The organism is Commensalibacter communis (assembly GCF_947179015.1).
In the GTDB taxonomy this organism is placed as follows: Bacteria; Pseudomonadota; Alphaproteobacteria; order Acetobacterales; family Acetobacteraceae; genus Commensalibacter; species Commensalibacter communis.
Genome location: NZ_CAMXCM010000001.1, coordinates 210,666 through 223,453, shown reverse-complemented (window position 1 = coordinate 223,453; position 12,788 = coordinate 210,666). Strand labels below are relative to the sequence as shown.

The 12,788-nt window shown below is 38.0% G+C and carries 10 protein-coding genes; 6 read left to right on the top strand and 4 right to left on the bottom strand.

Annotated elements, in window-relative coordinates; translation table 11 throughout:
* Nucleotides 1–46: 46 nt before the first annotated feature.
* Nucleotides 47–1,273 (bottom strand): CCA tRNA nucleotidyltransferase, encoded by a 1,227-nt coding sequence (locus PQG54_RS01100; RefSeq protein ID WP_271789311.1) that lies wholly within the window; start codon nt 1,271–1,273, stop codon nt 47–49.
* Between the two features lie 168 nt (nt 1,274–1,441).
* Between PQG54_RS01100 and PQG54_RS01095 the strand changes: the two genes are divergently transcribed.
* Genes PQG54_RS01095 through PQG54_RS01075 form a run of 5 tightly spaced genes read left to right on the top strand, consistent with a single transcriptional unit; the run spans nt 1,442 to nt 8,962 of the window.
* On the top strand, nt 1,442–2,452 hold the full coding sequence (locus tag PQG54_RS01095) for an AAA family ATPase (RefSeq protein WP_370866883.1): 1,011 nt from the start codon (nt 1,442–1,444) through the stop codon (nt 2,450–2,452).
* Nucleotides 2,453–2,454: 2 nt separating this feature from the next.
* Nucleotides 2,455–3,447 (top strand): DUF58 domain-containing protein, encoded by a 993-nt coding sequence (locus PQG54_RS01090; RefSeq protein ID WP_271789313.1) that lies wholly within the window; start codon nt 2,455–2,457, stop codon nt 3,445–3,447.
* Nucleotides 3,444–6,179 (top strand): DUF4159 domain-containing protein, encoded by a 2,736-nt coding sequence (locus PQG54_RS01085; RefSeq protein ID WP_271789314.1) that lies wholly within the window; start codon nt 3,444–3,446, stop codon nt 6,177–6,179. Before PQG54_RS01090 ends, PQG54_RS01085 begins: the two co-directional genes overlap by 4 nt.
* 2 nt (nt 6,180–6,181) lie before the next feature.
* The gene (locus tag PQG54_RS01080; RefSeq protein ID WP_271789315.1) at nt 6,182–8,284 is read left to right on the top strand and encodes a DUF7408 domain-containing protein; all 2,103 of its coding nucleotides are present in this window, start codon (nt 6,182–6,184) and stop codon (nt 8,282–8,284) included.
* Between the two features lie 45 nt (nt 8,285–8,329).
* The gene (locus PQG54_RS01075; RefSeq protein ID WP_271789316.1) at nt 8,330–8,962 is read left to right on the top strand and encodes a hypothetical protein; all 633 of its coding nucleotides are present in this window, start codon (nt 8,330–8,332) and stop codon (nt 8,960–8,962) included.
* A gap of 16 nt (nt 8,963–8,978) precedes the next feature.
* Here the strand turns inward: PQG54_RS01075 and PQG54_RS01070 are convergent, their stop codons facing one another.
* From PQG54_RS01070 to PQG54_RS01060, 3 genes are all read right to left on the bottom strand, one after another.
* The gene (locus PQG54_RS01070; RefSeq protein ID WP_271789317.1) at nt 8,979–10,076 is read right to left on the bottom strand and encodes a site-specific DNA-methyltransferase; all 1,098 of its coding nucleotides are present in this window, start codon (nt 10,074–10,076) and stop codon (nt 8,979–8,981) included.
* On the bottom strand, nt 10,073–10,705 hold the full coding sequence (locus tag PQG54_RS01065) for a ribonuclease HII (protein ID WP_271789318.1): 633 nt from the start codon (nt 10,703–10,705) through the stop codon (nt 10,073–10,075). Before PQG54_RS01065 ends, PQG54_RS01070 begins: the two co-directional genes overlap by 4 nt.
* 160 nt (nt 10,706–10,865) lie before the next feature.
* Complete coding sequence (locus PQG54_RS01060; RefSeq protein ID WP_271789319.1) at nt 10,866–11,276, bottom strand: YtxH domain-containing protein; 411 nt, start codon at nt 11,274–11,276, stop codon at nt 10,866–10,868.
* A gap of 296 nt (nt 11,277–11,572) precedes the next feature.
* On the opposite strand from PQG54_RS01060, the gene PQG54_RS01055 reads away from it, so the two are divergent.
* On the top strand, nt 11,573–12,763 hold the full coding sequence (locus tag PQG54_RS01055) for an efflux RND transporter periplasmic adaptor subunit (protein ID WP_271789320.1): 1,191 nt from the start codon (nt 11,573–11,575) through the stop codon (nt 12,761–12,763).
* Nucleotides 12,764–12,788: the final 25 nt, after the last annotated feature.

Sequence of the window (12,788 nt, the reverse complement as noted above, 5' to 3'; positions counted from 1 at the left end):
ATTCAAAATGTAATGATACACATCATGTTCACAAAATTGTTGATGTCTATTTAAACCATTTATCAGTAAAAATTAAATAATTTATATCAATCCTTTTTTCTTTGTTGTTTTTAAACCACTCTAAACAATCTTGTAGATCCCCATAACAACCATGTTGCAACCACCATTGCTTAATTTGTGACAAAGCTTCCCCCATCTCGACCCCAGGCTTGACATTATATTGGAATAAATCCTTGCCTTTGACTGGAAAAACAGGTTGCTCAATTGCCGCAAGCCTCTCTCTCCATCGATCCCATTCAGATGATGGTTGATCGTTACGAAGTTGTTTCATCCAACTACAATAAATTAACAGCTCTAAATCAAATAAAGCTCGTAGTTGACGTAATTGAATATCATTATCTTGGGAATGAATATTCCATGTTTTTTGTAAAGCATGTAAGAGTTGCTCCTCTTGACGAGACAGGCGTAAATGTTTTGAGATAACATTACCCTCACCCGTGACCAACCCAGCAAGACGTAAGATTGGATGATTAGGCGCGTCCATTTGTATCATTTTTGTAAAGAATGATACATCATATCCAAAAGGTAATAACGCTGACAGAACGTCATAATGATCCATCATTTGCATAATATCAGCTGTCATAGGACCTGTTAAAATACGCTTTAATTCAGACCAAACACGTTCTGCCGAAAGATTTTTTAATAAATGTGTCGTCTGTTGAATCGCAGTAACAGCATCTTCATCTAATATTTGTTTGCCGTAACGGGCGTAAAACCGAAAGAAACGTAACGAACGCAGGACATCCTCCTCGATACGTTCCTTTGCGTTCCCTACAAACCGTATTTTTCCAGAAAGTAAATCTTGTTTCCCATTATAAAAATCCCAAATCTTACCTTCTCGATCACAAAACATGGCATTAATGGTAAAGTCCCGACGTGCAGCATCTTCTTCCCAACTATCCGTCCATACCACTTGAGCATGACGACCATCGGTGACAACATCTTTTCGCAACGTTGTAATTTCATAAGGATGATGATTAATAATTGCTGTGACAGTTCCATGTGATAATCCTGTTGGGATTACAGGAATGCCTGCATTTTTTAGTGTCTCCATAATTAGTTCGGGAGGCTCTGGTGTCGCCATATCAACATCTGCAATATTATTGCCAACTAATAGATCCCTTACAGCGCCACCAACCAAACGCGCTTGTGGTAAAGAATTCCATATGAGATTAACCTCATTCAGACAGGATAATTTTTCTAAGATAGACATAATTAAATCATTTTCCTTATTTGAAATATAGTTAATAAACGTTTTTTTATTTATAAATTGCTTTAAAATATTTTACAAAACTTGCAGTATACTCCTAGTATATTTTATACTGCAAAATGCAACTTTCTTATTCGCTATTTATTTTAATCTTAACTCCGTATGATGCACATGACCTCTTTAGAAAAAATGCCTATTGATCCTCAACTTGATGATACGCAACTTGCTGATATGATTAGCACTCATTTAACAAATGCCATCACTGAAACTAGCCGCATCATTTATGGGCAACAAGAAGAAATAAAGCAAATTATTGCCAGCATCCTTAGTGGAGGACACGCTTTGTTGGTTGGTGCCCCAGGGCTTGGAAAAACCAAATTGGTCAGCACCTTGGCGACAGTCATGGGATTATCAGCAAAACGGGTTCAATTTACCCCTGATCTCATGCCTGCTGATATTACAGGAAGCGAGATTTTAGACGAAGATGCTCAGGGGAAACGAAGTTTTCGTTTTATTCCAGGCCCTGCTTTTTGTCAGTTATTAATGGCAGATGAAATTAACCGTGCCAGCCCCAGAACACAATCCGCATTACTACAAGCGATGCAAGAAAAATATATTTCTATTGCTGGAAAAGACTATCCTCTGCCTGCACCTTTTCATGTTTTGGCAACTCAGAACCCTATTGAACAAGAGGGGACTTATCCTTTACCCGAAGCACAATTAGATCGTTTTATGGTTCAGGTAAACCTTACCTATCCCGATCAAACGACTGAAAAAGCAATGTTATTAGCAACAACTGGTGCAAATGAGTCCCAAGCCCAACAGATCATCACCTCTGATACACTTGTCAAAGCACAATCTTTGGTCAGACGTTTACCGATTGGAGAAAATCTAGTCGATAGTATTTTACGTCTCGTACGCAATGCTCGTCCAGAGACCAGTGAAGATCCATTTATTCAACAAAATATCGCATGGGGACCAGGTTCCAGAGCCGCACAGGCATTAATGCTGTTGGTACGTGCAAGAGCTTTATTAAATGGGCGGTTGGCACCTAATCAAGAAGATCTGATTGCCTTGGCACCTGCTGTTTTAAGACATCGTATTGCGCTTACTTTTACGGCTAGAGCAGAAAATATACAACTTGATGATATCCTTAAAAACCTCCTCAACAAAGCAATCTAATCATGGTCAAAGATTCTTGGTGGTCACAATTTTTACAAAAAACACTTCATAAAAATTCACAAGGATCATCGACTTCTGCATCATCGAGACCCGATCATACTACTTCATTAAACTCTATTGTCCCGTCATCCGAACATCTCGCCCAAAGTTTACCTGATTTGTTACTGGCGTCACATAGAATTGCCAGAACAGTCTTAGCAGGGAGCCACGGATGCAAACGCTCAGGACAAGGCAGTCAATTTTGGCAATATCGCCATGCCTTACCTGGCGAATCTATCCAAACAATTGATTGGCGCAAATCCGCACAAAGCAACAAAGCTTACGTCAAAGAGACAGAAGAAGAAAATACACAGACTTTATATTTATGGTGCGATGTTTCTGGATCAATGCAATGGCATTCTCGACCCGATTTACCTACCAAACAAAACAGAGCTTTCTTGCTGGGATTAACACTCAGCTCGTTACTCTTAAGTGGCGGGGAGCGTGTGAAATTACTGCTTCCTAACCAACAGATCAATAGCTTTCGCGGCACCCACCAACTTTATCCGTTAGCTGAACAATTAACACAATCTGAAGCCAGCTCTGCTAATCCATTTCCTATGCCTGAATATGTTTCTCCGCATGCTTGGACGGTTTTAATCAGTGATTTTTTATATCCTTATGAAAAATTGGCTGAGTTCTTAAAACAAATGGCGCAACGCCCCAGTAACATCTTGTTAATACAAGTTACAGATCCAGCAGAAAAAGAGCTTCCTTTTAAAGGACGTATCCAATTTACTGGGCTTGAAGGCGAAGAAGGTTTGATTTTATCCAATAACAAACAATCTTCTGCTAACTACAAAGAGTTATGGACAGACCATCAACATAAACTGAAGCGCCTCAGCCAAAATGTAGGGATTCCTATGCTTTGTGATTTCTCTGATCGTAATGCTGCACAGATTTTGCTGCAAGCGTGGAATATTCTATCAAATAAAAGCAATTCAAGATTAACATGATCTTTCTGACCCCTTATATCCTATTCGCACTTTTATTGCTCCCTCTAATTTGGTTCTTTTTAAGGGCAACCCCACCACGACCAAGGGAACAATCCTTTCCTCCTATTCGATTACTCCATCAACTGCAAACCAAAGCACATGAAGCAGTACATGCCCCTTGGTGGTTAATTTTGTTGCGATTATTGGCGGTGGCTTTATTAATTATTGGATTGGCTCGACCTGTTATTCCCTCTAAAAATCTATCCGTCCAGCATTCCAAAGACCCAATTTTATTAGTGATCGATAATGGATGGGCTTCAGCCTCTCAATGGTCGCAATTTATCGAAGGTGCATCACAGATTTTAACCCAAGCTCAACAAGAAAGCACACCTGTTCATTTATTATTAACCGCACCTGATGAACAAAATAACGGTTTAAAGATTGTATCACTCTCTTCAAATAGCTCTGCCTCTGTTCAATTCAATGCATTACACCCAATGCCTTGGTCTGTTAATCATCAAAAAGCAACTGAAACGCTTAATAAAGCACCACATTACAAAGTGATATATTATCTTTCTGATAGGATCGAGCATCAAAAAGATACATCTTTTCGAGACAAGCTTACACAAAGCACCAATTTATATGAAATCCGCCCTCAAGATGCTGCCTTATCAACGCTTTTACTTACGAAAAATACACCAACACAAAATGGGTTAACTCAATCTGTCGAGCTGTTACCTCGCTCTACGGAACAAATATTAACGTTGCAGGCTTATACACAGCAAGGTGTTTTAATTTCTTCTATTAAAAAATCTATTGCTGCAAATACAACAAAAAGCGATATAGAACTGACATTACCTTTAGAAGCACGTAATAAAATAGATTATTTACAAGTCGCCAATAATCCCAGTGCGGGTAGTATTTACCTTCTAGATGAAAATAATCGCAAACATATTATTGGCTTTATTTCTGCGTCAAATAATAGTAATACGCCTTTTACTGGTTCTCTATATTATTTGAAAAAAGCATTAGCACCTTTGGGAGATATTAAAGAAGGTTCCATACAAGAACTTTTATCTCAACCTTTATCGGTTATCATTGCACCTGATACGTTATTTTCCGATCCAAAATCAGAAAAAGAACTACAAGAATGGGTAAAAAAGGGAGGAGTGCTGATCCGTTTTTCTGGTGATTTAGTCGCTGGCAGCGCGTTAAATCAACAAGAAACTCCATTAATTCCCCTTCCCTTATTGCAAGGCACCAGAGAATTGGGCGGCGCAATGACGTGGGAAAAGCCACAAAAAATCGCACCATTTCCTCAAGAATCTCCATTTAATGGATTAACAATCCCCAGAGATGTCACGATTAGCAAACAAGTCCTAGTCAAACCTACTCTTGATAATGATAAATATATCTGGGCAAAATTAGAAGATGGCACACCATTAGTTACCCATCGCTCTGCTGGCAAAGGGCAAGTTATTTTATTCCATACTAATAGTACTCCAGATTGGTCCTCTTTGCCTTTATCCAGTTTGTTTGAAGATATGCTCAATCGGTTGATACAAATTTCCTTTGGTGTGCAATCCACACAAGCAGGAGAAATTTTAAATCCTATTTTAACCTTGAATGGTCAGGGTAGTTTAGAAGCTCCGTCCCCTTATGCAAAACCGATCTCTTTTGAGACATCACAAAAACTCACCATCTCCCCTGAACATCCACCTGGATTATATGGAAATACAGGAACCTCGCTTGCTATCAATTTAGGCAACCATGTGCCAGCTTTAAAAGCTTCTCAACCCATTGGTAAATTAATTACCTTAGGTAGCGTCTCCCTTTCTTACACATTAGGCAGCATTTTTATCATAATTAGTATTTGCCTGATCTTATTAGATATATTAGCAAGTCTATTTTTAAGAGGATATCTCAGAAAAACGAAAGCATCTAGTACAATTCTCATCTTAGCCTTATGTTGCCTCAGCACAAATGGATTTGCTCAATCAACAGATGCCCCTTCTGTGCCCAAAGCTGCATTACAAACCAGATTAGGATATATTTTAACAACTGATCCAGCGGTTAACCTAGCATCTAAACAAGGATTAGAGGGATTATCGAAATTTATTTCTGATAGAACATCTCTACAACTGGCATCGCCTGAAGCTGTTGATCCGACCAAAGATAATCTTTCTTTTTATCCTATTCTTTATTGGCCAATTACCGCAGATTTACAACCCAATCCAAAACGTGTTGATGTATTAAACGACTATCTTGCCCATGGAGGCTTTTTGGTTTTAGATACACAAGGACATGACTCGTCTTCTACCATAGAAGCTGTTCATCCTGATCAGTTTGCTGGTGAAGCCTCTGGCACATCACAAGCATTGAAAGTTGCAACAGAAGGACTCAAAATTCCTGCTCTATCAACCTTATCTGACAAAGATTTATTGAGCAGAACCTTTTATATCTTACACTCTTTTCCTGGACGATATAATGCCATGCCTGTATGGATTGCCAAAAGTAATCCTTTGGTTAATGATGGGGTCAGCTCTGTGATTATTGGTGAAAATGACTGGGCGCATGCTTGGGCAACGACAGAAGATGGTAATCCGACCTATCCAATTTTTCCAAATACAGAACAACAACGTAACCTCAGCTATCGATTTGGACTAAACTTGGTCATGTACGCATTAACAGGCAGTTATAAAGCAGATCAGGTTCATGTTTCTGCCTTGCTTAAGCAATTAGGGAAACAATAATAATGCCTCAACCATTTTCTTCATTGAACCTGCACTTTGATCCGTTGTTACCCTTTTGGGGGATTATTGTTCTTACTGTTATATGTTTATTAGTTTTATTATTCAGTCTATTGAACAAATCCTATAAGGGTCTTATCTGGCGTTTTATTGCATTCTCTATCTTGCTCATCTGGTTGTCAGGACCGATGGTTCTTAAAAACCATCAACAAATTCTACCTGAAACAATTTTAATCGTTATGGATCAATCCAGTTCTATGATGATTGGCAATCGTGAACAGATTGCGAATAAAGCTTTACAACAACTCCAAAATAAAGTGCCTACAAATGCACGCATTAAAATTATCAATGTCAAAAATGGATACCAACAAGGAACACAAATCTTTCAAGAGATTCAAAAAGCAACCAATGAGATCCCAACATCTCAATTGGGTGGTGTTATTTTAATTACAGATGGTCAAATTCATGATGTGCCAAAAGAATTTCCAAAATATCTTACATTACCAAATAAAAAAAACATTCCTATTTATGCGTTATTGCCAGCATCCAAGGAACAAACAGATCGTTCTTTGAAAATCATTCACGCCCCTGCTTATACGATCGTCGGTAAGGAAGCGACCATCCAAGTTCAAATTAATGATACGGGAGATCAACGCGAAGAGAATAAAGTAGCAACTCTCACAATCATACAGGAAGATAAGCAGCCTATAAATATACAAATTCCTGTGGGGAAACCTCAAAATATCACGATACCCGTAACCCATACAGGTAAAAATTTGATTAGCTTATCTGTGTCGCCTTTAAAAAACGAGATTTCAGCCCTTAATAATCACCAAACTTTATATATTAATGGTATCCGAGATAAATTAAGAGTGTTATTGGTTTCCAGCGCGCCCAATCAAGGAGAGCGTGCGTGGCGCAGTCTATTAAAATCCGATCCTTCTGTTGACCTTGTTCATTTTACGATTTTACGTTCAGCAGAACAGAATGAGAATATCCCTGATTCTGAGTTGGCTCTAATTCCTTTCCCAATTAATGAATTGTTCATGCAGAAAATTAACCAGTTTGATTTAATCATTTTGGATAGTTTTGAAAATAAATACACATTACCCTCTTATTATATCGCCAGCATTGCAAATTATGTGAAAAACGGTGGAGGGTTATTATTGATCGCAGGCCCTGAGTTCGCGCAACAATTCTCATTACAAAATTCACCGCTACGTTCTGTATTACCTGGTACTGTATCTTCACCAAATAGTATTATTGAACAACAATTCAAACCTGCATTGACAGAAATGGGGCAAAAACATCCTGTTACAAAAGGGCTAAATAAAGAAAATACAACATGGGGATCATGGTATCGCTATCTGAAAGCCGATCACACGGAAGGGCAAGTTCTTATGCAAGCCCCGGATCAATCCCCGTTATTGATTTTAAATCGTGTTGATAAAGGACGTGTTGCTTTACTGCTTTCTGATCAAATCTGGCTGTGGTCAAAAGGCATTCATGAACAAGGCCCTCAAGCAGAGTTACTTCGCCGTCTTTCCCATTGGTTAATGAAAGAACCTGAACTTGAAGAAGAGCAGCTCTCTGCTTTTATCAAAAATCAACAATTGACCGTTGAGTGGCATACTTTAAAAAATAGTGACCAAAACCAAGAATTTACAGTTACCTCTCCCTCAGGTTCAGTACAGCCTCTCCATTTTACCGCTCTAAAAAATGGTGAGACCACCGCAACTATTCCAGCTAAAGAAGATGGTCTATGGAAAATTACCAATGGTGATTTAACAGCCTATGCAGCACCTCAAAACTCTGATCCAATAGAAATGACTGATCTTGCTGTGACACAGCAAAAACTTTTACCTTTTCTACAAAAACATGGGCATGTTTATTGGTTAGGAGATAATTCCAACCGCCTGACAATTCCTGAAATGAAAATTGTAAAAAACAACCCTAGTGTAAACAGCTCTAGCACTATGGAATTTCCTGAACATGTTACTTATACAACAACAAAGCAATCTATTCATCCTGTTCTATCCCCATGGTTGGCCTTAATTGTTGGATTAGGAAGCATTTTTATGGCATGGTACAGAGAAAGTTTCTCTTAAACAAACCACTATATTAAGACTTGATTTGATACACAGAAAAACTTAATGTCTAGGATCGATTTTAATGCGACGGAAAATAGCATCATGAACTCTCAAGCTCGTTTATTGCCTTTCTTTTCTTCATTGCTAGGCTCTGCCTATATGGTGATGCTTCTTTCATCTGTTTCTGCCCATGCACAAACAGTCACAGGACATCCACATTCACAAAAAAATACTCAACATCAGCCAAAACACCCACAGCCACAGGCATCTGATGATGACGATCAAGATGATAATGCAAATCCTGGAGAGAAAGATAAAAATCCAACCCAATTATTGTTCGATGCAATCAATACTGGCAATTTACGCCAAGCCCAAGAAGCATTAAGCCGTGGGGCTGATATGCATGCTGCTAATATTTTAGGACAAACGCCTTTGGAAATGTCTGTAGACCTCAATAGAGACCGTATTACATTCCTATTATTGTCAATGCGGGGTTATAACAACTCTCCACAACAGCTTACTAGCGTATCTACGGAAGCATCTAGCGTGACTGTTAAAGATGGTAAAGCACGTATGTCTGTCAAAGGTAAAAACAAACGTGGAACAATAAATGCTTCTAATGGTTCTGCTTATAGTGAACAAAATAGTGGAACCCCTAAACCTGAAATCGGCTTCTTAGGGTTCCAAAATAGATAATATTTGTGAAGACTTACTATTTTTGTCCCATGGTTTGATTATATTCAGTGCGTAAAACATCCAATGCATGTAACGCACCGTCTTTTTCAAAATGCCAAAATGTCCACCCATTACAAGAAGGCGCATTGGTTACAACAGCGCCTATCTTATGAATAGACCCTCTTTGATTACCACTGACAATTGTACTATCAGAGGTCACCGTTGCAAAAACGCGGCGTTGACGGTCCATTAATACAGTACCAGGTTGAATAAAGCCTTGTTCAATCAGATTCCCAAAGGGCACTCTTGGAATTTCACGCTTTGCTGGTGAAATCTTAATATCTTTGACTGGCAGCGGTGTTTCTGTTTCAACCCGTGCTTTGGCTGCTTTTAAGTAATCAGGATGACGTTCAATCCCTATAAAACGACGCTGCAAGCGCTTGGCAACGGCCAACGTGGTTCCCGTTCCTGCAAAAGGATCAAGTACAACATCATCAATATTTGTTGATGACAACAGAACTCGATAAAGTAAACTTTCAGGTTTTTGTGTTGGATGTAATTTTAACCCATGATCATTGCGTAACCGCTCATTCCCTGTACATAGCGGTAAAAACCAATCTGAACGCATCTGAATATCATCATTCAATGTTTTCATCGCTTGATAATTAAATCGATATTTACTATCTGCCCCTTTAGCAGCCCAAATCAACGTTTCGTGCGCATTCGTAAAACGTCGTCCTTTGAAATTTGGCATTGGGTTTGATTTACGCCAAATAATATCATTAAGTATCCAAAAGCCAAGATCTTGTAGGATTGTACCAATACGAAAAATATTATGGTAAGAACCAATAACCCAAATTGTGCCGTCTTTTCGTAACAACCGATGACATTCTTTTAGCCAATTTCGACAAAACTGGTCGTAAGCAGCAAAACTTTGAAATTTATCCCACTCTTCGGTAACCCCATCAACTAAAGTATCATCAGGACGACGCAACTCTCCTTGTAATTGCAAATTGTAAGGAGGATCAGCAAAAACACAATCAATTGATGCCGATGGTAGATTTTTCATAACCTGAATACATTCTCCCTTTACCACTTGATCCAAAGGAAGATCCAACATGACAGCACCGCTCATAGTTTTTCCGACACGAATGCCGCCTCATTAGTTTGCAAATTCATTTTAAAAGAAAGTTGTTTAATCGTGACAAACCCCTGCCGATGATGCGGAGAGCAACCATTTTCTTCCAATGCACGACGATGAAAAACCGTTGGATAACCAACATTTTTGTTCCATCCATAAGCTGGCCATTTTTTTGCTAAACGAGCCATTAAGCGATCTCTAATAACTTTTGCAATAATAGATGCCGCTGCAATTGAAAACGAAAGCCCATCTCCTTTGATAATTGGTTGTGCCATACATTCAAAATCTGGAGGCGAATTTCCATCAACCAATACAAGCTTAGGTAAAACGCGCAACTTTTGAACTGCCCTTTTCATAGCCAAAGCTGCTGCTTTTTTAATATTCAAAACCAAAATCTCAGCAACTGAAGCAGCAGCAATACCAATATACGTTTGGGGTAAATCCATAAGCCGTGCAAAAATTTGCTCTCTTAGGGCAGGTTTTACTCTTTTTGAATCATCTAAATTATGTCGCAAGTCTTGTGGTAAAAACCCTCGGAACATCACCGCTGCAGCCACAACTGGCCCAGCAATACATCCCACTCCCACTTCATCGACCCCTGCTATTTCTATGGCATATTGCATTTATATCTAAGTACTCTATATCGGTTTTTTCACGAAACCATAATATACTCAACGAGTCGCAAAAGAATAGAGGGAAAATGTCAAATTTAAAAAAAAAGCTGTTTTTTCTTTTTTTAATAGAAAAAACAGCTTTTATAATTATTTTATATAAATAACAAAATTAGCATTTCTTGCGACAGCAACATTTAAGTAATTTCATTACAACAACCGCCACGACACCAGCTACGCCCATTGAAAGGATCGGTCTATCGCGAACAAAATTAACCAAGGATTCTAATTTTCCTTCGTCACCATATAAACGATTAAATTCATCTTCAGCACTTGCTGCAAAGTCTTCAGCTTTGCCTTTAAAGCCAGAAAAATGATCATCAGTTTTGTTTTTCATATCATGAAGCCCGTCCTTAACGGTATTTTTAGCATCGTGATATTTGTCTTTTGCATCATTTTTAAGATCGTGCATGTTATCTTTTGCTTTATTTGCTGCATCTTTAAGTTGTTCTTTGCCTTGATCTACAGCATCTTCAACTTTATCGCTTACATCTTTGACGGAATCTTTTAGATCTTTACTCATTTTATTATCTTCCTTCCAAACAAAATTAAATCTTTTATAACATCTCAATTATGACAATAGAATTTTATAAAGTCCATACTTAATCCAAAATAAATCCTTACATTTCAACAAAAAATAAAAAACTATATGAATAATTTCATTGTAATAATCGTATATTAAAAACATTTATTGTTAAAAAATGCAATTTCTGTGAGTGACGTCATAAAATTATCATTATTTCTATGCAAATAAAAATTAAATAAATATATTAAATATAAACTATTTTGATCAAACCTATCATAAAGATCGTAAAACGAATGTCCTCGTCCACTGCACCTCAAAATAATCAGCCAACAGAAAATCCTTCCACTTCTCATAATTATAAATGGATAAAAAGGTTTTTCCTTTTTTTCATTCTGATGATTATCTTGGTCATAGGATATCGTTTTGTAAATTCTTTTTTCCCTTCCTCAGAGAAAAAAGTGGCAATTTTACCTAAACCTGTTGCAGTTGCAGTTGCAAAACATCAAAATGTTCCGATTATATTTACTGAACTTGGAACGGTTATTCCTATTGCGAATATTACTGTGCCAGCAAGAACCTCAGGATATTTACAACAAGTCTATTTTACCGAAGGGCAAATGGTTAAAAAAGGGGATTTATTAGCTTTAATTGATCCACGTCCTTACGAAGCGCTCAAATCACAATATGAAGGAACATTAAAATCTGATGAAGCGTCCTTAAAACAAGCAAAACTAGATAATGCGCGTTATCAGCAATTATTAAAACAAAATAGTATCGCCCCTATGACAGCTCAAGACCAACAATATAAGGTGGCTCAACTGGAAGGGCAAATTAAAGCAGACCAAGCTTTAATCAAACAACAAGAACTGAATATCATGTACTCGCATATTCGTGCATCTGTGGATGGACGCATTGGGATCAGACAAGTCGATGCCGGGAACTATGTGACCGAAGGGCAAAGCAATGGAATTGCTATTTTAACACAAATGACCCCAATTTCAGTGATTTTAACCGTTCCAGAAAATAAGCTGAGTATGGTGTTAGAAGCCCTTAAACAAAAATCGGAACTTTCAGTAGAAGCTTGGAATAGTGATAATACGGAAAAACTAGCCGACGGGAAAACCAGCGTTATCGATAGCCAAATTGATACCTCAACGGGGACAGTAAGGATGCGTGCTATTTTCCCAAATGCAAACTGGGAGCTTTTTCCAAATCAGTTCGTCAATGCACATATTTTGGTCAAAAATTTGCATGACGTGATTACAGTGCCCAATAATGCCATTCAAACAGGACCTGATGGTTCGTTTGTTTATATTGTGCAAGATAATTCCACCGTTAAACTCCAAAATATTAAAACAGGATATAATGACGGGGAAAATACCATCATTGAATCAGGATTAAAGCTAAATGACAAAGTTGTAACCGATGGTATAGATCAGCTGCGTAATGGTGCCAAAGTTACTATCCCTAATAATCCACAATAATCTTTAACGACCATTTAATTTTGGA

Excerpts from the sequence above, each read along its gene's own strand:
- PQG54_RS01060 (WP_271789319.1), bottom strand. The coding sequence starts at position 11,276 with ATGAGTAAAGATCTAAAAGATTCCGTCAAAGATGTAAGCGATAAAGTT.
- PQG54_RS01095 (WP_370866883.1), top strand. The coding sequence starts at position 1,442 with ATGACCTCTTTAGAAAAAATGCCTATTGATCCTCAACTTGATGATACG.
- PQG54_RS01070 (WP_271789317.1), bottom strand. The coding sequence starts at position 10,076 with ATGAGCGGTGCTGTCATGTTGGATCTTCCTTTGGATCAAGTGGTAAAG.
- PQG54_RS01100 (WP_271789311.1), bottom strand. The coding sequence starts at position 1,273 with ATGTCTATCTTAGAAAAATTATCCTGTCTGAATGAGGTTAATCTCATA.
- PQG54_RS01075 (WP_271789316.1), top strand. The coding sequence starts at position 8,330 with ATGTCTAGGATCGATTTTAATGCGACGGAAAATAGCATCATGAACTCT.
- PQG54_RS01085 (WP_271789314.1), top strand. The coding sequence starts at position 3,444 with ATGATCTTTCTGACCCCTTATATCCTATTCGCACTTTTATTGCTCCCT.
- PQG54_RS01055 (WP_271789320.1), top strand. The coding sequence starts at position 11,573 with ATGTCCTCGTCCACTGCACCTCAAAATAATCAGCCAACAGAAAATCCT.
- PQG54_RS01065 (WP_271789318.1), bottom strand. The coding sequence starts at position 10,705 with ATGCAATATGCCATAGAAATAGCAGGGGTCGATGAAGTGGGAGTGGGA.
- PQG54_RS01090 (WP_271789313.1), top strand. The coding sequence starts at position 2,455 with ATGGTCAAAGATTCTTGGTGGTCACAATTTTTACAAAAAACACTTCAT.
- PQG54_RS01080 (WP_271789315.1), top strand. The coding sequence starts at position 6,182 with ATGCCTCAACCATTTTCTTCATTGAACCTGCACTTTGATCCGTTGTTA.